Origin of the sequence: Psychrobacter sp. 28M-43, assembly GCF_014770435.1 — a bacterium.
In the GTDB taxonomy this organism is placed as follows: Bacteria; Pseudomonadota; Gammaproteobacteria; order Pseudomonadales; family Moraxellaceae; genus Psychrobacter.
On sequence record NZ_CP061739.1, the window covers coordinates 2479699 to 2501942 of the forward strand.

Sequence of the window (22244 nt, forward strand, 5' to 3'; positions counted from 1 at the left end):
CTACAGTGATATTGCTTACTATGTGCTGAGTTTTTTAAGGAGCAATTTTGCTAAAAACCTACCTTGCTAGAACTGCTGGCGAATCGTAATAACTTGCTCACCACGTTGAACCTCTATCTGCGCTTCACCTGCTTGCTGTACTTGCTGAAGTACACCAGCATCTTGCGCAGGGTTATTACCCACGCTCTGTCCGTTGACAGTTAGTACTTTATCGCCTGGCTCTAGCCCTAAACGATTACGTAGGCCAGCAGGCATCGCCGCTGTGACTTGATAGCTTTCACCTGATGCCATCACCCCCATCCTACTTAGATAACTGGCAGGGTTTTCTTGCAAGGCCGTAACCGCTTCTTCGATAGCTGATTGTGGATTACTTGAAGTGTCTGCGCCAGTTGTCCCCTCTGCCTCAGGAACAGCGTTTTGTACTGGCTGGGGCGCTGTAGGCAACATGCTATTATTTGGCAAACGCTGATTACTTATTCCGCTTGCTAGCATATCACTTTGGTCTAATGGCATCGCCTCTGGCATTTTAATAACGGTTTCTTTATCGTTAGCATCAGCGATAATGACTGAATTCCAATCAACAGCCACGAGCGTATAATCGCTGTCTTTTAGCCCATCACCGATGCGGTAATTTTTGACTTCGCCATTGACATTCAATAAGGCGGAAGACATGCTCTCAGGCATGGCTAGCAGTACGCCTTTGAGCTCAATGTTGGGAGGTGGTTGCACGGCTGCAGTGATAGGATCGGGATCAGCAAAGATTGCAAATAAGCCACTATAATCGTTGGTAGATTTGGCACTATTTTGTAGAGTTGCTAAAGGCAATGCAGGTGCTAAAGGCGCTGCTAGCAATAGCCATAAAAGGCGGGCCGCTGTCCAGCATAACCAAGCAATGGCTAACAATAATAGCCAACCTGAAAAGCGATTAAGAGTATTGATAATAGGTTTTAGGCTTGCGGCGATATTAAGCATTTAGTTCGCCCCCAAACCAGCTAACAATGGCTGGCGCACACTGACAACTGGCGTATCTTGAGGGGCTTGTCCTTTATACTCAGGCATGTTCTCTAGCAAGCGCTGCGTCAGACTGACATCGAGCATATTATCGCTGTCGAGATACAGATCTCCCAAACGCTTATCTTGATTATTCAATAAATTGATATGCAGCAAATCTCTATTGTCTTTTTGCTCTGTACTAAGCTCAGCTCTTAGAGCAGGCATCGTAATATAAAAAACTTTGCCACCACTAGGATAGCCTACCTCACCACCAATCCAAGTCAATTGACCATCCGCTGCACTAAATCCGCCAACATCTTTAGCAGGCTCACTATTAGATGCGTCATTTTTATCAGACTGGCGCGTTAACGATACATTGTTTACTTGAATAGGGGTATTTGGCAGCTGCCAGTTGACCATACTCGCTAGCGTCTCAGGTGCAATTTTCCCACTCATGTTGTCAACTTGCCATGAGTTCAAACCAAGTTTAACTTGCCCATTCAGACGTGTCTGTGCTGAGTGGATATTAACATCCGCACCTAGCTTACCTATGAGTAACTGCCAAGGCTGCCATGACCATTCTGCCATACCTGTAAGCGACGTCGATGACATAGGCAATTGCCAAATGGCAGCACCTTGCCATACGTTGCCAGATACATGCTGGACATAAGGCGTATCTGGCGCGTATTTCTCAAGTAACCATGCTGCTGGCATTTGCAAAACAGCAAATAGCGCAAACAACACAAACCCCACTAGCCACCAGAGCTTACGGGGACGTTTATGAGAAAACTCAGATACTTGGGCCACAGTCGTACAACTCTTATATAAGACAAAAACGTCATTATCATAACAAACAATGGCATATAGATGACAGAAAAAAAGCCAGTATCTTTTTGCCAAAATACTGGCAGTAAAGATACTGGCTTTTATTTTCTCGAAAGCAGCTCTATCTATCGCTAAATGATTGTAAATAAACCATTATCAATAGCAATTTCAAGCTGGCTCACAGAAAGGTATTTTATAAGAAAACAGCTAATTAAATAGCAAAATCTTCGATATCACGACCTGCTGCTAGCGCTTCAACCAACCACGTTGGCTTACGGCCACGTCCAGTCCAAGTTTCACTATGATCATCAGTATTGCGATATTTAATACTGCGTTTTTTCTCTAACTTTTCACCAGCTTTCAGTATCTCTTCGATCGTTGCATTGCTATCTTCTGCAATCTGCTCGAACTGCATATAGGCATCATACAAACGTTGATGTTGTTTTTTAGCGATAAGTTGTTGAGCGTTTTCAGTGATAGCACGTAACTCATCTACGTTCAAATTTTCTAAATCAATTGCGTTATTTTTGCTCATAATAAATCCAACTATAAAATAAGAGTGTGGCCTCTATTGAGGTATTGTTTTTCGTGAAATAATGCAGTGAACAAATTATTCATTAGCCATTAAATCTATTCATCAAATATAATTAATTCTAAAGAATATTTAATTTCTAATAACAGCCCGAACAATCCATTATAAATAGAAAATATATAGCGATAGATGCTCATTGTATCCATTTTAAATAAAATTAGTTTTAGATAAATCTAAACACACAAGTCATCATTCTTTATATATTACTATTATAGCTTCGAAATCACTTTCTAATAATAAAATAAAATTCTAGTATTATAACTACTGCTAGAATTTCACAATACTATTTCGACAAAAATCTACTGTTAAAATAATAGAGTAGTAAGTCAATGCACTATACTCTCAAATACTGCTAATCTTGAGGGATAGTTTTGCATTAGCTCTATAACTTGCTATGTCGTTCCTATAGTGCTTTCTGAAGAAGTTAACCATTTCATATAAAAATCTATTATCCAAATAGCTTTCGATTTCTTAATAAGAAACAAGTAAAACTTTGGCTATTATCATCGAAATTTATTTTATTTATATACGATCAATATATTAACTATACGCCATATAAAGTCAGTATAGCAATTTTTAAAACCAAACGTCACTAATCATAATTATTTTTTGGTATAAACGGTCAATATAGAGTATAGAAGGTAGTAAGTATACTAGCTAATGTAATAATTAATAGTATTAAACCAGTACTAAATAAACTTAAGTTTAATCGTTTAAATATTAAGAGTATATTATATAAATTAAAAACATTTTTAATAACAAATTAGTTTAGTTATGTTAAAAAGCATCAATTTAATTATATTTTTGGATATAGTTAATCCTTTATAAAAGAGCTACAGCGTTAACCTCGCTTAAAGTATGACATATACATCTGCACTCAGTTGCCTTAGATCTTTTTTAAATTGAATCAACTATAGCAAGCATTAAAAAAGCCCTGCAGTTGCAGGGCTTTTTTAGCATTTTTACATTCTATGTCTTATCATCATCAGAACGGAATATCATCATCTACAGGGCCGTCTGGCATTGCTGTAGGCTTAGATTGTGCAGGTTTCTGTGCTGGCTGATTGAACTGGTTTTGCTGAGCAGGCGCTTGATTATTAAAGCTATTCTGACCACCTTGAGCAGCTGGTTGGTTGTAGCCGCCTTGATGTGCCATCTGATTATTTGCTTGCTGACCAAAGTTATTTTGATTGTTTTGGCCACCTTGATTATTATAGCCGCCACTCTGACCTTGGTTTTGACCACCAAAGCTATCTCCACCTTGACCACCGCCAGTTTGACCATCAAGCATCTGCATTTGTTCAGCACGAATCTCAGTAATATAACGGTCTTGACCACTTTGGTCTTGGTATTTACGTGTACGCAAACTACCTTCGATATAGACTTTGCTGCCTTTGCGCAGGTATTGCGCTGCGATTTCACCTAGACGGTTGAAAAGTGCGATACGATGCCACTCTGTCGCTTCTCTTTTTTCGCCGCTTTGTTTGTCTGTCCACTGCTCTGATGTCGCAACCGAGATATTGGTTACGCTACCGCCATTGCTGAATTGGCGTGCCTCAGGATCTGCCCCGAGGTTACCGATGATGATAACTTTATTGACTCCGCGCATGATACCGTCCTTTTACTTATGAATAATTTAATAAACTGTTTTAATCGTTATCTGATAGCATCATTTGATACTATCGATTGTATAATTTTACTTTAACCAATTTTTATCGAAATATCTATAGGCTACCTATGGTGCACGTCAGTATATGTCGCTTAGATACTCTATCTTGGTACATTAGTCGTATTGTAGAGTTCAATAGATAATAGATAAATATGCTGCTATTTTGCCATTTTAAGACGCTGAAGAACACCGTCTACCTTTATCAATATTGCATAGCACCTAACTTATTATCAAATGATTTAGAAATTTCTAGTTAGCATCGGAAGGCTTGCGATGCATGCTCAATGTCACGCTACCCAGCTCTACGCCAAATTTTTTCATCACTGAGCGATTGAGCATGACATCCTCATTGATAAGAAACATCCAATCATCGAACGTTACTTTGTAGGTTTTGTCCTCGACAGGTAACTCTAATAAGTAATTCCAGTGCAACGTATTGCCAACCACTTTCCCTGTTGCCTCGCCAATAACATCACCTGCCACACCTTTCCAGCTGCCATCTGTCTGCTCAGTCAGACGCCATATACGCTGCGATTTCGTGCCATCTGCCCACGAGAACTTCTCGTTTAAGATAATGACATCATCTCCCTCATGGGTTGCATCAATGTCGACATAAAAGCGCTTTTTGACTTCGCCATTTCGACCTTGGAACATACCCCAACCATCGATTTGACCCGAAAAAAACTCATGCATGTTGAGCGTTGGTGTGGCGTTCTGATATGCCTGAATATTTTGCGTAGCGCAACCAGAGGTCAGCAGCATGGCTGATAAACCAAGACCTACGGTTAACTTGGCTATTGAGCGATGCACCTTCTTTCTACCCTCGATGACACTACCAGACAACATCTTAAATTTACTCATATTAATTCCTTTTAAATAGAGATAAATAGTTAGTTTCTACTTATTGATACTGATGGTTTATGAGATTGCTGTCTGTGCAATTTTTGCTATTTGGCTTCACTTCCGTATACAACTACAAGTATAAAGCTGCTATATATCTAGCGGACTCTGCGCCAAACTCGATAGCTGCTGACGTGAATCGTCCGTCAACTGTGTTTTATCTAACTTTAGATAGGCGACTTGCTCTTTTGCCATGACGACCAGCTCGTCAACGCCATCTACTGCTAGCATTTGTCGTGACCAATCTTGGATATTGATATCTTTGGGAATAGTAACCGTTGTGCTCGATAGATAAGGTGGCTGAGAGATGGGAATGATGATAAGCAATGCGGCACCCATAATAATAGCCAGTATGCCCCATGCCAACAAATTAGGTTGGCTTAATAACAGGCCGCCCATTGCCCCGCCTACAAATGCACCAAAGAACTGACTAGAAGAATTAAGCCCCATTGCGGTCGCTTTGTTGGCGACTGGTGCGCGCTTAGATATCCATGAAGGAATCGTCGCCTCAAGTAGGTTAAAGCCCATAAAGTACAGCAGCAAACCCAATATGATACCAACACCGACCTGACTACCAAGCGCGAGTATTGCTAAAGCGGCGGTCATTAATGCAATTGCACCCAAAAACACCTGACGCATTTTGCGTTTCTTTTCGGCGATGATAATAAAAGGTATCGCGATGGCGAAACCAATAAACAATAGTGGCAAATACACCATGCCTTGCTGACGTACTGACAAGCCAAGTACGTCACTGAGCTGGTGCGGCAATATCACAAATATCGCCGTCATCGTTAGGTGTAGCGCAAAGATGCCGATATGTAAGCGGTTAAGATCACCAATCTTGAGGACAGTAGCCAACTGTTGACCAATGGTTTTGTTATCTAGATTGTGCTTGAGCACGCGCATAGGTGTCGGTACTACTACTAATAGCAGCATCGCCAATATAGCAAATCCTGATGTTAGCCAAAACAGTCCAGAGATACCGAGCGAGCCGACTAATAATGGCCCAAAAGCAAAAGCCAGCATGATAGAGGTCGCAATCGTCAGACCCATCGTGGCCATCGCTTTGGTACGCATTTCCTCACGAGTCACATCAGCCAGTAACGCCATCAGCACAGCAGAGACCGCGCCACTACCTGCCAGCGCCCGACCAATGATCACTTCGTAAATATCTGTCGCATTTGCCGCAATCATGCCGCCGACAGCGAATAGTATCAATCCCAAAAAGATAATAGGCTTACGCGGAAATTTATCAGCAGCCAAACTCATCGGTATCTGAAAGATGGCCTGCCCTAATCCATAAATACCAACGGCCAACCCAATCAAAAACGGCGTCGCGTGTGCGTAATTGTCACCGTAGACAGAAAATACCGGCACAATCATAAACAAGCCAATCATACGTAAGGCAAAGATGCCACCGACTCCGAGGATTGCCCGTTTCTCTACGCTATTCATACTTGCCTCACTGGTTGATCATTGCTGGTTGCTCATTGCTATCTTTCGCGACTAACACTTGCGCCATACCATGATTTATCACTACTGGTTTATCAAGGCATTGGCCTATAAATCAAGCCCCCTAGTATAAGACATTCGCCGTTTGGTTGCCGAGACTTTTGTCTTACTGGTGCAGTAACGTATGCGCCCTCAACCCAAGCCATTCATATTACGAGATTATTTTGTTACCAAGTGCATCAGATGTACAGTCATGCCTTGAATAATGCTGTCACCATGACAATAAAGTAAAACGTTATCAGCACAATTAATGGCTAACTCACCATATCCACGTAACGACGAACGCTTCTATAAAATGACATTTTTGGTCAAAACCATAACAAATGATGCCTGTTACTTAACACTGATTTGATTTAGATTTGCTTAGTCCTATAAAAAATCATCATAGGAGCGACAAGCAACATAAAGCCAAACAACAATAGAAAATGAATAACTAGGCTGGCATAACTTTTACCTTATCAATATATGTACCTTTTATAACGACACTATTTATAACGACTGTTTTGTTTATAACGTTACCCTTTATAACAACGCTACTTATAACAACACTATTTATAACAACATCATAAATTTAGAATTATTCACGTTTTAACCAATCATTTTATTGATCTGTACTTACTTTTTGATTTGAGATATTTCCCAATCCCCTTTTAGCAAATAGGAAACCTGTAACCGATGGCACATGACCATATCGCAATACGCGGCGCACGTACTCATAATTTAAAAAACATTGATTTAGACATCCCACGAGATAAATTTGTGGTAATCACTGGCCTATCTGGCTCTGGTAAATCTTCATTGGCATTCGATACGCTATATGCCGAAGGGCAACGTCGTTATGTCGAAAGCTTATCGGCATACGCGCGTCAGTTCCTCTCGCAAATGGAGAAACCTGACGTCGATAGTATCGAGGGTCTATCCCCCGCGATTGCTATCGAGCAAAAATCAACCAACCATAACCCACGCTCGACCGTCGGTACGATTACCGAAATTTATGACTATCTGCGCCTGCTATATGCACGCATCGGTACGCCATATTGCCCTGAGCACGGTGAGCCAATGGTCGCGCAGTCGGTCACTGAGATGGTCGATCAGGTCATGGCCTTGCCAGATGATACTAAGATTATGATTTTGGCACCGGTCATTCGTGAGCGTAAAGGTGAGCATACCGTCTTGCTTGAGCAGCTGATTGGTCAAGGTTTTGTCCGTGTGCGCGTCGACGGCGATGTCTATGACACTGATGAGCTACCGACCCTAGATAAAAAGAAAAAACATACCATCGAAGTGGTAGTCGATCGATTTAAAGTTCGTGATGACTTGGGCAACCGTGTCGCTGAGAGCTTAGAGACGGCGCTACGTTTGGGACAAGGACTGGTCACGCTGCATTTTATGGATGGTAATCCAAAAGAAGGCGGTGACGAAAACCAAGTGATGTCAGCCAAGCATTCATGCCCTGTCTGTGATCGTGCGGTGCCTGAGCTTGAGCCACGTATGTTCAGTTTTAACAACCCATACGGTGCATGCCCAAGCTGTGATGGCCTCGGGAAACGTCAATATTTCGCCGCTGAAAAACTGATTACTCATCATGAGAAGTCACTTAACCAAGGCGCAATCAATGGTTGGGACAAACGTCATGCGTACTATTTTGGCTTGCTTAGCACGGTCTGTAAGCATTTCAAAATCGATATGGATGCGCCGTGGCAAGATCTGTCAAAAGAGCAGCAAGACCTAATCATGCAAGGCTCTGGTAAAGAAAAGCTGACTTTCAACTTTACTGATGAGCGCGGTCGCAAAACGAATAAGACCGTACCGTTTGAAGGTGTGCTTCCTTATCTAGAGCGTCGTTATGCCAAGACGCAAAGTAACCTTGTGCGTGATGAGCTGGCAAAATATCTGGCTGATACTACTTGTAACGTCTGTGACGGCGCGCGCCTGAATGAAATCTCACGCAATGTCCGTGTTGATGATCAGACCATTGCAGAAATCGTTAAGCTGTCTATCGGTGATGCGGCAGATTATTATAAAACGCTAAAGATTGGCGGCCATAAAGGTGAAGTCGCCGAAAAAATCTTTAAAGAGATTAATGAGCGCTTAAACTTCCTCGTCAGCGTCGGGCTTGATTATTTAACACTAGCCCGCTCCGCCGAGACACTATCGGGTGGTGAAGCACAGCGTATTCGTCTGGCTAGCCAAATCGGTGCAGGTTTGATGGGTGTCATGTACGTACTTGATGAACCATCAATCGGTCTGCATCAGCGTGACAACGATCGTCTGCTAAAAACCCTAACGCGCTTGCGTGACTTGGGCAATACAGTACTGGTCGTAGAGCATGACGAAGATGCGATTCGCCAAGCAGATCACGTGATTGATATCGGTATCGGTGCAGGCGTACATGGCGGTCATATTATCGCTCAAGGTACGGTCGATGACATCATGGCAAACAAAGAATCGCTGACTGGGCAATATATGTCTGGTAAGAAAAAAATCGAGATTCCAACTGTGCGTCATAAAGCCAAAACTATCGATGTAGAAGTCAAAGGTAAGGCCAAAGCCAAGAAAGTACCGATGACTATCGAGCTAAAAGGCGCGTCAGGTAACAACCTACACGATGTAGATTTGACCATTCCTGTTGGTATCATGACTTGTGTGACGGGTGTCTCAGGTTCGGGTAAATCAACTTTGATTAACCGTACGCTTATGCCATTGGCAGCGACACAGTTAAACAACGCCTCAACGCTGATTGCCGATAAATTTGAAAGCATTAGCGGTCTTGAGCATTTGGACAAAATGGTCGATATCGATCAAAGCCCAATCGGTCGTACGCCGCGTTCAAACCCAGCGACTTATACTGGCGTGTTTACCCCTGTGCGTGAGATGTTTGCCCAGACGCAAGAAGCGCGCGCCCGTGGCTATAAGCCTGGTCGCTTTAGCTTCAACGTAAAAGGCGGACGCTGTGAGATGTGCCAAGGTGATGGTCTTATCAAAGTTGAGATGCACTTCTTGCCTGATATGTATGTGCCGTGTGATACCTGTGAAGGAAAGCGCTACAACCGAGAGACGCTAGAGATTCATTATAAAGGCAAAACCATCGCTGATGTGCTCGATATGACCGTTGAAGATGCCGTTGAGTTCTTCTCAGCGATACCAGCCATCTATCGTCGTCTGCAAGCACTGATGGATGTCGGTCTGAGCTATATTCGCTTGGGTCAGTCTGCGCCAACACTATCAGGTGGTGAGGCGCAACGTGTCAAACTGGCGCGTGAACTTGCTAAACGTGATACGGGACAGACGCTTTATATCTTGGATGAGCCAACCACTGGTTTGCATTTCCATGATATCGATAAGCTGCTCAATATCCTGCATGCTCTACGTGATAAAGGTAATACTATCGTCGTCATCGAACATAACTTGGATGTTATCAAGACGGCCGATTGGGTAATTGATCTAGGCCCTGAAGGCGGTAAAGGTGGCGGTATGATCATCGCTGAAGGTACGCCTGAACAAGTGGCTGAAGTCAAAGAATCCTACACGGGTATATTCTTAAAGCCAATGCTTGAGCAAGGTATGAAAGAAGTCAGCTAATACCCTTAGTCCTGATTGATAAAAGGCCACTCTTTATAGGGTGGCCTTTTTTATTGGTTGGTATAAGGCAAAGCGCAAACTGTAAGCTATGAATGGAAATCGATATATAAACTAAAACTTAAGTTACTTCGCTATGTTACCTTTCTTAATATTTATTAAAAATACTTAAAAGTTAAATGCGTTAATATTTAACTGGTGAGATATGACACGTAAGCGCATACGATATAGAAACAACTGGTTAATAACGGTATAGCACGTACGAATTGACGCTACCCACTCTTGTACGACCCCTGAAACTCTTAAGGACTTCTTATGAAAAAGTTACTATTTATTGTATTAGCATCTACTGTTGGCGTTAGCGCCTGCGCATCAAGCGGCACGTCAAATGGCGCAAGCGATCGCAATCATCAAAGACCTGCGATGTCCGCTGATATGAAACAAGCGATGGATGATTGTGCTCAACGAGCTGGCGTAAAAATGTCTAAAGAGAGTCGTCCAAGTAAAAGTGATATGAAAAAACTAGAAGCCTGTATGACGGCTAAAGGCTATAAAAAACCTGAAGGACATGGTCAAGGCCGTCCGCAATAACTAATACTTTTTAGATGACTGATGATGAAAGGCTACTCTTTAGGGAGTGGCCTTTTTTTGTTGGATTAGGTTTGGTTGATGTTGACATATAAAAACACTAAGCGAAAACTTGCCTAGGGTTTCATTTGATTAAGCATAAAATATTTAGTTGTTTGAGAGTAAGTCATAATTTTCTGAAAAATCTGGATGTATTTTATCGACCGTCTCAAAAAACTCTTCTTTTGTTTTAGACAGTTTCATAATAGTAGTAACAGATGATACTAATTGCATTAGTTCTGGATGACCTTTGTCCGGAGTCAATACCTGATGTAATCTAGTGCCTTTATTACCTAGTTTTTTAGCTCTATTTTTTAGCTCTGGCAAAATTTCAGGCGCTAGTTTTTTGTATATAACTTTATTAGTCACATGTCCAAAAAATCCTGGACGCTTTACCTTCCCATTTTCAGGGGGATATGGCATGTCGTATAATCTAAACAATTCTTTATAATAGTCGTCAGGAAAAGTTTTAATCCAAGCTTGCAACTCATTATCTACGAACTTTTCGAATAGCTTAGCAAGTGCATCTTTTTTACGAGCTTCCTGATAGCCTGTAACTTCATCGACTAAACTAGTCATTCCTACTTGCGATAATGCTCTCACTAGTATTTCCGCTTTTTTAGCGGTGCCTATTTGAGACGGGTGCAATTTCTCCTCTTCTCTAGCTTTTAAATAAAGATCAGCAACTAGTGGAAGAATATTCGCATCATAACCGCTTTGAATATTACCTTTTAAATCGACATACTCAATCTTCTTAATTACTTTCCTTAAGTCATCAGATACAAAGGGCTGAAGATTTTTAGCATCCATAAAAGTAGGAATATTGACTAATCTTGCATTTCCTCTTCCGGGTCTATCAAGCGCATCAAAAACAGCGTTCTGTCTAATAACACGTACATCCCCTTCAATTACTGCTACATCTAAACTATTATCTCCGATCTTTATCTCACCTTCATAACCTGCTTTAGGCAAGCTAGCTCTATGTTTTCTTGCTTCTACTCCTTTCATAGCACGAGCCTTACGCTCTGATGTTGTCATTTTTGAAGCCGTTGCTTTACCACTGTTTTCGCGTCCCATACTTTTCAACTCCCTATTGGATAAAATTTAATTATATATACAAGTAAATTACTTGTAAAACTAAATTTTAAGTTAATTACTTGTATGATTGTATTACAAGTGATTAATCGGCAAAAAGCCAGCTCGTAGATTAGCTTGACGAAGGAAACCCAACAATCCAATATTAAGCTAAGTTAACATTGAATCTGTCGTAGGTTGGGTTAACGAAGGAAACCCAACTGTCTCGTATTCATCAAAACCAATTCGTTGGGTCTCATCCTTCGACACCAACCTACAATTTAAACGTGGAATCACCTACAATCCGTAGGTTGGGTGGAGCTTGCGACACCCAACAAAATTAAGTAATATCAGTTATTAGTTATAATTTGTAGAATAGCATGCAGTATCGAAGGCACTATCAAAAAGGAGCAACCTACTTTTTCACTATCAACCTAGCTGATAGGTCTAGCGATTTGCTAATCAAAGAAATTGCAACACTTAGACACTCCTTCAAACTTGTTAAACAAAAACACCCTTTCTACATTGATGCCATTGTTATCTTGCCAGACCATTTGCATATGTTATGTACTATGCCAAATAATGATGCAGACTTCTCTAAACGAATAAAACTCATTAAATATTACTTTTCTTATAACATTGCCAAAACAGAATCTATTTCGAGTAGTAGACTTAAAAAAAGCGAGCGTGGTATTTGGCAACGTCGATTTTGGGAGCATTGCATTCGCGATGAATCAGACTATCGAGCACATATTGATTATATTCATATGAACCCTATTAAACATGGGTATGTTAAACAGGTTAAAGACTGGCCATATTCCTCATTCCATCGATTTGTGACGGATGGCTTGCTTCCTATTAATTGGAGCGGATGAGGATATTTTTTTAAAGTAAATGTTGGGTGTCGCAAGCTCCACCCAACCTACAAATTAGACATTTTTCAGACTTAAGGTAATTAACGTTTAACCTAAACAAACTCCTTCTCAACATTCATCAACCGTGCATCTACCGTACGTTCTAGCTTTTCCTCAATTTGACTACATTGCGACTCAACCTCACGTTTAGACAGGCCAACGATCACAAACGTCCATTCGCTGGCATCATGCCGATCACGCTCGCCGCTCTCACAGACCGCAACGCTTGGCGTATTGCCAAAGCGCGCATGCAAGCCGCCCATACGGTGGCGTTTCTCTTTTAGCGAACCACAACTGGGCAATGAAAACGTCAAAGTCAAAATAGCGATGTGCATTTTATACTCCTTGCCAAAAATTTTTATAATAACAGCCAACATAATATTCGATAATGACTGATATTGTCTGCGCGTCAGCACCTATACCCTTTATAATAGTGTATCAATACCAACCAACCTGCGTATCTAACTCATGACCTCTATCAGCTACGTAAAGCAGCAACGCATTACTCGACTATGTGTACGCTGCGGATTACTCCTTATGCAGTATGGCGCTGAGTCTGCTGTGGTGGTGGACTTGTCCAAACGCTTGGGGCTTGCCTTGGGGATGAATAGCGTCGAATGTTCGCTGAACTTCAATGCTATTACCTTGACGACCATCTGTGACGAGCGCTGTATCACCACTACCAGAGACACCATCAATCAAAGCATCAATGTCAATTTATTGGTACAAATCCAGCAAATCGTCAATAAAACCGAAGCCACTGTCGATCATAATGACTTGATTAACCGCACTACCCTCGCCTTTGATGAGTTGGATAAGACCGTATATCCAACATGGCTCGTAAGTATATTTGTTGGTGCGTCTTGTGCCGCATTTGCTTATCTGAATGGTGGTAGTTGGTCGATTACGGCGGTGACATTCATCGCGGGTATGGTAGCGATGTTTACTCGTATCTATCTCTCCAAGCACCACTTTAACCCTTTTATCACGGTCATTGTGACCGCTTTTATTGCCTCACTAATTGGGGCAACGACCTATTATTTTGATATTGGTAATAACGCCGATATCGCTGTTGCCTCTAGTGTGTTGCTCCTGGTGCCTAGCTTTCCTTTGATTAACTCTTTGTCCGATATTCTAAAAGGCTATGTCAATATTGGCGTTGGGCGTGCGGTCTTTACCTATATGCTCACCTTATCCGCGTGCGTCGGTATCGTGATGGCATTGGTTTTACTGCGCATACAGCACTGGGGGTTTTAAGATGTGGTTTATTGAGACCGTCGTACTGTCTTGTATCATCACCCTTGGTTGGACGCTGATGTTTAGCGTACCCAAACGCTATATCTTACCGTGTCTGCTGATGACCGCATTTGGCTTTGGGTTAAAGACAGCGCTTGTTTATCAACACATTCATATTGTAGTTGCTAGCTTTTTTGGCGCGATGCTTGCCAGCTTTTTGGGTGTGTATTTTTCTAAGAAATATACCCTACCGCCCAAGGCGCTTATCTCGCCTAGCGTCATCTGTATGATGCCCGGTATCGCCGCTTATAAGGCGATGGTCAGTATGGTACAGATTGGTTACTTTGGCTTTTCAGATGAGTTATTTAGCCAAATGATGGTGTATTTGTTTGAAGCGCTGTTTGTCACCTCAGGATTGGTGCTTGGCTTGTCTATTCCAGGGCTGTTATTTTATAGACGTCGTCCTATTGTATAAATGGGTTTGAGTGAATTTAAATATCTAAATGCTAGGCTTTTCTTAACCAAGCACCGTTTATAGTCAAGCGATTCAACATACGCTAACCATAAAAAACTTGTAAGATGGATGATAAGACCCATTACAGTAGAGTCGGAAACAGCACCAATAACAATTTAATAAAGAGACCGTATTATGACCAAACATTATGACTATATCTCTATTGGCGGCGGTAGCGGCGGCATCGCGTCACTCAACCGTGCAGCCAGCTATGGCAAAAAATGCGCCATTATCGAAGCCAACCAACTGGGCGGCACTTGTGTGAATTTGGGCTGTGTTCCCAAAAAAGTAATGTGGTATGGCGCGCAAGTCGCTGAAGCTATCCATAAATATGCGCCAGACTATGGTTTTGATGTCGATGTTAAAGGTTTTGACTTCCAAAAGCTGGTACAGAGCCGTCAACAATATATTGAAAATATTCACCGCGCTTATGACAATAACTTGGCTAAAAACGGCGTAGAAGTGATCAAAGGCTTTGCTAAGTTTGTTGATACCAATACCGTAGAAGTAAATGGCGAGCTGATTACCGCAGACCATATTTTGATTGCTACCGGCGGTCATCCTATTCAGCCAGATATCAAAGGCGCAGAATACGGCATCGACTCTGACGGCTTTTTTGCCTTGAATCATTTGCCAAAACGCGTGGCGATTGTAGGTGCTGGCTATATCGCTGTCGAGATCGCAGGCGTGTTAAACAGTCTGGGTGCCGAGGTGCATTTGTATGTACGCAAACACTCGCCACTACGTACGTTTGACCATACTATCGTAGAGACTTTGCTGATAGAAATGGAACAAGCTGGCATCACATTACACACCAACACGGTGATCCGTGAAGTCAACAAAAATGACGATGACAGCCTCGATTTAACCACTAACGATGGCGGTGAAGACTGTATCGATACTGTCGATTGCTTGATTTGGGCCATTGGTCGCGCGCCATCAACTGACGGTATCAACCTGCAAGTGACAGGGGTCGAGACAACCGAGACGGGTAAAATCAAAGTTGATAAATTCCAAAACACCAACGTCGATGGTATTTATGCGGTTGGCGATATTATCGAAAACAGCGTAGATCTAACGCCCGTAGCGATTGCCGCTGGTCGCCGTTTATCTGAGCGTTTGTTTAACAACAAACCTAATGAGCACTTAGACTATACGTTGATACCGACCGTGATTTTTACCCATCCAGCTATCGGTACGATTGGCCTGTCTGAAATCGACGCGGTAGAACGCTATGGCAAAGAAAACATCAAGTGTTATACCTCAAGCTTTACCGATATGTATAGCGCGGTCACTCAGCGTCGTCAAAAATGCACCATGAAGCTAGTATGCTTGGGCGATGATGAAAAAGTTATTGGCTTGCATGGCATTGGTTTTGGCGTTGATGAGATGATTCAGGGCTTTGCCGTCGCTATTAAAATGGGCGCGACTAAAGCTGACTTTGATAATACCGTTGCCATTCATCCAACTGGCTCGGAAGAGTTTGTGACGATGCGTTAAGCTTAATGGACAGTATTACTCTTATTCTTAGCTATTATAAAAAAGGATGCCATTTGAGCGTCCTTTTTTATTGTCAGTCATGACGCAAGCATATATTCTCGTATACCTAAAACGTCTTATAACTTTTATATCGCCCTGATAACTACTGTATTTTCCTAATCATTATTTGCATTGAAAAATTTAAAGCAAGGCATACTGACAGCGCAATCCCGATGCTGTTATGATGCGATTAATACTGACCGTTGAGAGATGACTGTGTGGCAGGTGTACTTATTTATATTACCGATTGGGCTTGGCATCATGACCTTGGCAGCAAGCCTATTGTTTTTGTTCGCTTATCTAATGTCGGATGATAATGCCACGCGCTTGCCAGCATTTAACTGGTTCAAGCGCTTAATCATTGTGGCATTTGTGCTGCTGAGTATTGGTCTGTTTATGACCTTTGGTCATTTTTGGGGTTGAGCGAGATAGAATATTTTTTATTGTTTTTTACTAAGCCAACTTGGTTAGCTAACGATTTTTTCGAGTTCTAATAGCTCTAAATCATCACGCTTTGGCTCGCCATTATTGCCATCATTTGGAAACGGCATTTTATTGCCATTGAACTGATAACCACGGCGCTGATAGTACGCTAAAAGCTCAGGACGATGACTTAAGATAGACATGGTCAGACGGCTAGGCTGATTCAGTGACTGTAAATGACGATCTGCAAAGGTCTCAGCCGCTTGTAAAATCACGTTGCCGACACCCTTCCCTTGTAACACAGGATGTACCGCAAACATGCCGATATAGGCTTTTTTGTTCGAGTCAGCATCGGTTTTGATATCGACAGCGATACAGCCAATTATCTCACCTGTTTCTTCTCCATCACGGTCGCCCGTTGTGGTTTTCGGATAGACAAAGTAATAGTGATTAAGGTCGTTGATAACAGCAGCGAGCTCCGCTGATGTAGTCCTGATACCACCGATTAAGTCGGCCTCATTGGTCCAACCTGCTGTCTCGCGATAGCAGCAATTCAATAACTGCTCAAGTGCGCCAATATCATCTAATGTCGCTTCACGTAGAAATACCGACTCTTTATTAAAGTGGTCTGTTTTTACATTGCTGTTATTTATATTATTTTCGCTCATATTATAACTTTTCCTTTTCCGCCTATGTATAGTTACATTCAAATGATTTCGATACAAGAAAAACGAATGCAAGTTATACATTAGTATACTTAACGAAGATGACGATGTAGCAGATTTATATGAATTTGACTATAAAAAAACTGGCTTAGATCACTAAGCCAGTCTAGGGTATGTCATTACTTAGATTGTGCAGCTTAAAATGAGAAAAATTGTAGATAAACGAGGAAAAAATTGCCGTTAATATGAACATATTTGCAAGATTTCTGACAATGTTTAGCAAAATTTAGCCATTTTAAGACCACTAAATGTATTTATGTGCTAATTGATGACATGCCCCAGATACTAATAATTATTGCTTGATAGTACTAGCGCGATAATGCATGCGCTTGCTCAATAATGTCAAACCCTGCATTAAGCTGCGCGCGCGTCGGTGTATGACCACGGCGTAATAGCTCAGAGAAGGCGACCAGCTCTTTATCACGTCCAAGCGTACTTGCTGCACTAGCCCGTGTATCCTCGCCTTCATCATCAAAATAGTATTCGATATAATCATGCGTATCTGGCGTACCAAGTAGGATATTGTGATCTGGTGTCTCGGCATGACCGCTATAGCGTAGGCTCTTGCCATATTGCATGGTCCAAAAGAAAGGAATACGCGCCTCTAATGAGTCAACACTGTCGTCATTTAGGATTGCAGCAGCTGTGACAATGCCATGCTGCAGCGCCACGCGCCAATGCTCGATACGCATGCGACCCATTTGGTTGCTAGCTTTAGCGATATCACCTAGCGCGTAGACGCCATCGCGCAGCTGTAGATGCGCATCGACTTGCACACCATCTGGATCGTTGACTTCGCTCAATATCTCTGTACGTGGAGATACGCCAGTACCCAATATCACGATATCGGCGTCAATATGCTCACCATTCGCCAGCGTGACACCGCCTACATTTGAGAAAGCCTGATTATTATTATCTCCATCCTTGTCCATTTGACGGTCAACCTTAGTAATTTCATTGACGGTTGCGTCAAACACAAAATTGATGCCCTTCTCTTCATGCAATTTAATTAAGGCGTTACTCACCGTTTCAGAGACAATATTGCCCATCACACGGCTACCTTGCCCAATCACTGTAATAGAAGCTGTCGTACCAGCTTGTGCTAATGCCGAAGCGGTCTCCATACCGATAAAACCTGTACCAATGATTACCACGCGCTGATCATGACTGGCCGCTTTAATTAATTTGGCATCACTCATGCTACGTAGCGTATATACGCCATCTATCTCAGCACCTGTAATAGGTGGTAAGTTTGGTTTAGCGCCAGTGGCGACGACCAAGAAGTCTGCAGTTTGTCGCTCGCTGTTGCCATCATTATCCTCTATGACGACGGTCGCTTCATTGGGTAGCACTTCGCTAACCGTTTGGTTGAGGCGTAACTCAATATTGTTATTATCCGCCCAGTCAACACCGCCCAATAGCAGCTTATCCTCGTCCATCTTACCTGCCAAAAACGCTTTGGATAATAAAGGTCGGTTGTAAGGAGCCTTATCCTCTTTACTAATCAACGTAATCTTGCCGCCATAGCCACCCTGACGCAACTGGTCGGCCGTCATAAATCCTGCACCGCCACCACCAACGATAATAGTATGGGTGTCAGTTAATTTGTCATTTTCGACCTGCCCCGTTACCTGCCCCGTTACCTGAGCTGAGGTATCGACTGTCAAATTATCACCATCATGAGTCAGCTCATACTGGGTCAAACCTTTTGTCGCTATCGGCTCTAATAGGGTTCCATCACGACTATCAAAAGTTGCATGATGCCAAGGACAAACTACCCGATTGCCACAGCGTAATCCATTACCCAAATCCGCACCTGCATGTGGGCACTTACCATCGAATGCACGGAACTCATCGTCATCTCGAGTGATTAAAATGATACTATCGTCTTCTTGCTTATATGATTTCATGCCACCGCTTGGAATATCCGCTTTACTGATGGTGACTGTGTTGATCGTTGCGTCGGTCATAATGCTTCCTTAACAGTTATAATGATGTCTAATGACAGCAGGTTGAAAATGACCGTAACCAACCAGACAAATTCAACTTATCCTATTGTTTTTAATATGCTATGCATTGATAGTAGCAAGAGCGCCTCGCACACGATGTTTTTTTGTATGTTTGCTGCGTTGCAAAACGTAATTATGCAAATTTTCTTTCCGCACTCCTTTTACTTCTAATCATCATTAATAAACAAAATAAAAGACGACCTTATGACTTCTCAAGACAACCAAAACGAAATCACTATTACTTCTCAAGATAGTTTAGATAGCCAAGCTGCTACTATAAATCCAACAGCTAATGATCAAAACGTTAATGAACGAACAGCCAGTGAGCAAATTGACCTAGCTCATATGGATATCGCCGCTATTACAGATACTGCAAATTTGCCACAGCCAAGTTTGCAGCCAATACAGCAAGCGACTTATAAAGCCAATACGACTGATTTTATCGTTAACGAGCTATTGCCATTAGATTTCACTGGTGAAGGTGAGCATTTGTGGCTACATATCGAAAAATCAGGCATGAATACTGCTTATCTGGCGAAACTACTATCAGAGTGGGCAGACATTCCATTACGTGATGTTGGCTACTCAGGGTTGAAAGACCGTCACGCGTTGACGACTCAGTGGTTTAGCCTTCGTATACCAAAAAAACAATTACCGCCTACTGAGTTTGCACCAGTGGACATTGGCGAAAATGAGTCTGTCACTATCCTTGCGCAGCACTGGCACAATAAAAAACTCAATCGCGGTACGCACCGTGCCAATCAGTTTGTTATTACTTTACGTGATATTCAGTTTGCGAGCGCTAGTGACGAAAATAACGTATCACCCGAGCAACTACTATCTGCAAAAGAGGCCGTCGAGCAGCATTTAACGCGCATTGGTGAAAATGGCGTACCCAATTATTTTGGTCCACAGCGTTTTGGTCGTCAGGGTAATAACGTCAGAGAGGCTTTATCACTGTTTTCTCGTCCGCCGCGAGAGCCTCGCCCACAACCAAAAAAGAGCAAACGTAAGCGTGCCCCGCGCGAGCAAAATACGATGGAATTGTCTGCTGCACGTAGCTTGATATTTAATGAAATATTGGCAGCGCGAGTACGTGATAGTAGCTGGAACACCGGCCTAGCAGGCGAAGTATTTAATTTAGATGGTTCAGGATCGATATTCACTAGTGAGACACTAGATGATACGTTGCATGCTCGTATTGATAGTGGCGATATTCACCCAACTGCTGTGCTATGGGGCACGGGTAATGATAAAGTTACCGGTAGCGCTGCAGATTTAGAGACCGAGGTAGTACAACACAGCCCACTACTTATGCAATTGGCAACTGGATTAGAGCAGCGTGATATTAAGGCGCAAAGACGAGCGCTACGCCTGCCGATTGAGGCGTTAAGTTGGGAGTGGTCGGACGATCAGACGCTAGTATTAAACTTTACTTTGACGACAGGTAGCTTTGCCACAAGTGTGCTCGCAAGCTTGGTGCAGCAATTAGCGTCCTGATTGGATGGATTAATGAAACTGGCATCTAAATTGGACTAAGCAATAGAATATCAGCCATGCCGATAATACTTATACAGTGTTAGCGGCATGGCTGATCGTTAATAAATTAATGGCTAACGGCTTTTGTAAAGCGATTGCTTACCGCCTTCTTTTTCGGCCCACATCTCATTTGCACTGACAACTTGATTGCGACCACGGTGCTTGGCTTCATATAAGGCTTTATCCGCTATGCTAATAAGTCGTTGGCAGATATCACTAGGCAGCTTTTGCATTGAGGCGATTTTGCTTTCCGCGCGCTGAGTAGCAATTGGCTTGATAAGAGGTGACGTTCGAGCGACAGTCTTTTGCTGTGTGATCGTTTTGTAGCCTTGCGCAATACAATCTCGCTCTTCATGAGTTAAGGTATACAATCCAAAACTTGCTGTCACATTAAAATCAGCCAGACCTTCAATCTTCATGACATGCTCAGCAATATTGAGGCGTAATTGCTCGGCAATCATCATAGCACTATCATGCTTCGTATCTGGCATTACAACCAAAAACTCTTCGCCGCCGTAGCGACTAACGATCGACTCATCTGTTAATGACTGCGATAGCGTCTGTGAGATTTCAATTAGAACCTGATCACCTACATCGTGACCATAGTTATCGTTAATCTGTTTGAACCAATCCAAATCTAACAGCATGACGCTTAAATCTTGATATTCTCGCACAGTAGCCAAGGCATACTTCATCTTTTTCAGACCGTAGCGACGATTTTTAAGCTGGGTAAGCTCGTCCTGATTGGCATGTCGTAAGGTCTCAAACCGACTATCATCTAATACCAATAGCAAAGCACGGAACATATAAACGATAAAAATCGCTTTTGGCAGCGCTAAATATAAATGCGTCGACCGCCAAAAAAATGCGGATGAGCGCTGTAGCTCGTTGATACTATCCCAATTTAAGACGTTGTTCTCAAAAGCCAACGCAGCAACCATATTTTCAGCGGCCATAATCTCGTTATAAGTTAGATAGTTATGACTCTCAAGCATGGGATGAATAACGGTAAACTGGCGTAAATTGGGCAAACTGATACCAAAGTAAGGTGACATGATCGCTAATAGCATCAAGATAATATGCAGCCAAAACATACGCCAAGCATAGCGGCGCCTGATCAACATCATACCTAGCATAGCAGCGCCGACGAGCGACACGCCTGCAAACAGACTGCTGTACCCTATCATCACAATAACAGTAGAAATGTAGGCGGTGTAAACCAAAACCAAAGCTATCTGCCATCGACTTAAAACAATTTCATTGTCATTGCTCGAATGAAATAAGCCTTTGACCATGCATAAAAAGAACAGTCCAACAAAGCTAATCCCAAGCCATAATGGATATAAATAATGTATGTTCACATAGGTGTTTAACGCATCCTGCTGCCACCAGACATACAAGCACCAGAACCAATGCAATGACACTTCTAACACGATAAATAAGGCCATCAGCGATGTTCGGTCAGCAGCCTGCCACTCAAAAATCATTTGAGAGATTTTGTTGTAACCTAGATGGGATATCGATACAGCCATAGAAGGGCTACCGCAGAGAGTATAAATACATTAAAAGGTATA

At 42.4% G+C, this 22244-nt stretch carries 19 protein-coding genes; 8 read left to right on the forward strand and 11 right to left on the reverse strand.

Translation table 11 applies throughout. The annotated features are described in order from the left end of the window. Positions 1–66 precede the first annotated feature (66 nt). From IEE84_RS10335 to IEE84_RS10360, 6 genes are all read right to left on the reverse strand, one after another. Positions 67–972 carry a type II secretion system protein N gene (locus tag IEE84_RS10335; protein ID WP_191114117.1) on the reverse strand — a complete coding sequence of 302 codons (906 nt, stop codon included), beginning with the start codon at positions 970–972 and terminating at the stop codon, positions 67–69. Next, complete coding sequence (gene gspN, locus IEE84_RS10340) at positions 973–1800, reverse strand: type II secretion system protein N (RefSeq protein WP_191114118.1); 828 nt, start codon at positions 1798–1800, stop codon at positions 973–975. Positions 1801–2029: 229 nt separating this feature from the next. Further along, entirely contained in the window at positions 2030–2353 is a 324-nt protein-coding gene (locus IEE84_RS10345) for an H-NS histone family protein (RefSeq protein WP_101204384.1), read from the reverse strand. A gap of 1042 nt (positions 2354–3395) precedes the next feature. Beyond that, positions 3396–4019 (reverse strand): single-stranded DNA-binding protein, encoded by a 624-nt coding sequence (gene ssb / locus IEE84_RS10350; protein WP_101204383.1) that lies wholly within the window; start codon positions 4017–4019, stop codon positions 3396–3398. A gap of 309 nt (positions 4020–4328) precedes the next feature. Beyond that, the gene (locus IEE84_RS10355) at positions 4329–4940 is read right to left on the reverse strand and encodes a DUF3833 domain-containing protein (RefSeq protein ID WP_191114119.1); all 612 of its coding nucleotides are present in this window, start codon (positions 4938–4940) and stop codon (positions 4329–4331) included. A 129-nt stretch (positions 4941–5069) separates the two neighbouring features. Beyond that, positions 5070–6434 carry an MFS transporter gene (locus tag IEE84_RS10360; RefSeq protein ID WP_160022262.1) on the reverse strand — a complete coding sequence of 455 codons (1365 nt, stop codon included), beginning with the start codon at positions 6432–6434 and terminating at the stop codon, positions 5070–5072. Positions 6435–7166: 732 nt separating this feature from the next. On the opposite strand from IEE84_RS10360, the gene uvrA reads away from it, so the two are divergent. Next, the gene (gene uvrA, locus IEE84_RS10365; RefSeq protein ID WP_191114120.1) at positions 7167–10073 is read left to right on the forward strand and encodes an excinuclease ABC subunit UvrA; all 2907 of its coding nucleotides are present in this window, start codon (positions 7167–7169) and stop codon (positions 10071–10073) included. Between the two features lie 312 nt (positions 10074–10385). After that, positions 10386–10661 (forward strand): hypothetical protein, encoded by a 276-nt coding sequence (locus IEE84_RS10370; protein ID WP_191114121.1) that lies wholly within the window; start codon positions 10386–10388, stop codon positions 10659–10661. Between the two features lie 144 nt (positions 10662–10805). On the opposite strand, the gene IEE84_RS10375 is transcribed toward IEE84_RS10370, so the two are convergent. Continuing rightward, entirely contained in the window at positions 10806–11774 is a 969-nt protein-coding gene (locus IEE84_RS10375) for a P63C domain-containing protein (RefSeq protein WP_191114122.1), read from the reverse strand. A 377-nt stretch (positions 11775–12151) separates the two neighbouring features. Between IEE84_RS10375 and IEE84_RS10380 the strand changes: the two genes are divergently transcribed. Next, a complete protein-coding gene (locus tag IEE84_RS10380) occupies positions 12152–12646 on the forward strand; it encodes an REP-associated tyrosine transposase (protein WP_191114123.1) in 495 nt (164 codons plus the stop codon). A gap of 92 nt (positions 12647–12738) precedes the next feature. On the opposite strand, the gene IEE84_RS10385 is transcribed toward IEE84_RS10380, so the two are convergent. Next, positions 12739–13020: a DUF503 domain-containing protein gene (locus IEE84_RS10385; RefSeq protein ID WP_191114124.1), complete on the reverse strand. Its 282-nt coding sequence runs from the start codon at positions 13018–13020 to the stop codon at positions 12739–12741. A 133-nt stretch (positions 13021–13153) separates the two neighbouring features. Between IEE84_RS10385 and IEE84_RS10390 the strand changes: the two genes are divergently transcribed. The 4 genes from IEE84_RS10390 (at position 13154) to IEE84_RS10405 (ending at position 16397) form a co-directional block, all read left to right on the forward strand. Then, on the forward strand, positions 13154–13942 hold the full coding sequence (locus tag IEE84_RS10390) for a threonine/serine exporter family protein (protein ID WP_191114125.1): 789 nt from the start codon (positions 13154–13156) through the stop codon (positions 13940–13942). Between the two features lies 1 nt (position 13943). Next, a complete protein-coding gene (locus IEE84_RS10395; protein ID WP_165596871.1) occupies positions 13944–14396 on the forward strand; it encodes a threonine/serine exporter family protein in 453 nt (150 codons plus the stop codon). Positions 14397–14570: 174 nt separating this feature from the next. Next, the gene (gene gorA / locus IEE84_RS10400; protein WP_191114126.1) at positions 14571–15935 is read left to right on the forward strand and encodes a glutathione-disulfide reductase; all 1365 of its coding nucleotides are present in this window, start codon (positions 14571–14573) and stop codon (positions 15933–15935) included. Positions 15936–16199: 264 nt separating this feature from the next. Beyond that, positions 16200–16397 (forward strand): hypothetical protein, encoded by a 198-nt coding sequence (locus tag IEE84_RS10405; RefSeq protein WP_224737769.1) that lies wholly within the window; start codon positions 16200–16202, stop codon positions 16395–16397. 44 nt (positions 16398–16441) lie between these two features. Here the strand turns inward: IEE84_RS10405 and IEE84_RS10410 are convergent, their stop codons facing one another. Both IEE84_RS10410 and IEE84_RS10415 read right to left on the reverse strand, forming a co-directional pair. Continuing rightward, entirely contained in the window at positions 16442–17065 is a 624-nt protein-coding gene (locus IEE84_RS10410) for a GNAT family N-acetyltransferase (RefSeq protein ID WP_191114127.1), read from the reverse strand. A 365-nt stretch (positions 17066–17430) separates the two neighbouring features. Next, positions 17431–19092 (reverse strand): FAD-dependent oxidoreductase, encoded by a 1662-nt coding sequence (locus IEE84_RS10415; RefSeq protein ID WP_224737770.1) that lies wholly within the window; start codon positions 19090–19092, stop codon positions 17431–17433. Between the two features lie 384 nt (positions 19093–19476). Between IEE84_RS10415 and truD the strand changes: the two genes are divergently transcribed. Continuing rightward, positions 19477–20631, forward strand: a complete 1155-nt coding sequence (gene truD, locus IEE84_RS10420; RefSeq protein ID WP_416383491.1) for a tRNA pseudouridine(13) synthase TruD — start codon at positions 19477–19479, stop codon at positions 20629–20631. A gap of 113 nt (positions 20632–20744) precedes the next feature. Here truD and IEE84_RS10425 read toward each other — a convergent pair whose 3' ends face one another. Beyond that, positions 20745–22202: a GGDEF domain-containing protein gene (locus IEE84_RS10425; protein WP_191114129.1), complete on the reverse strand. Its 1458-nt coding sequence runs from the start codon at positions 22200–22202 to the stop codon at positions 20745–20747. Between the last annotated feature and the right edge of the window lie 42 nt (positions 22203–22244).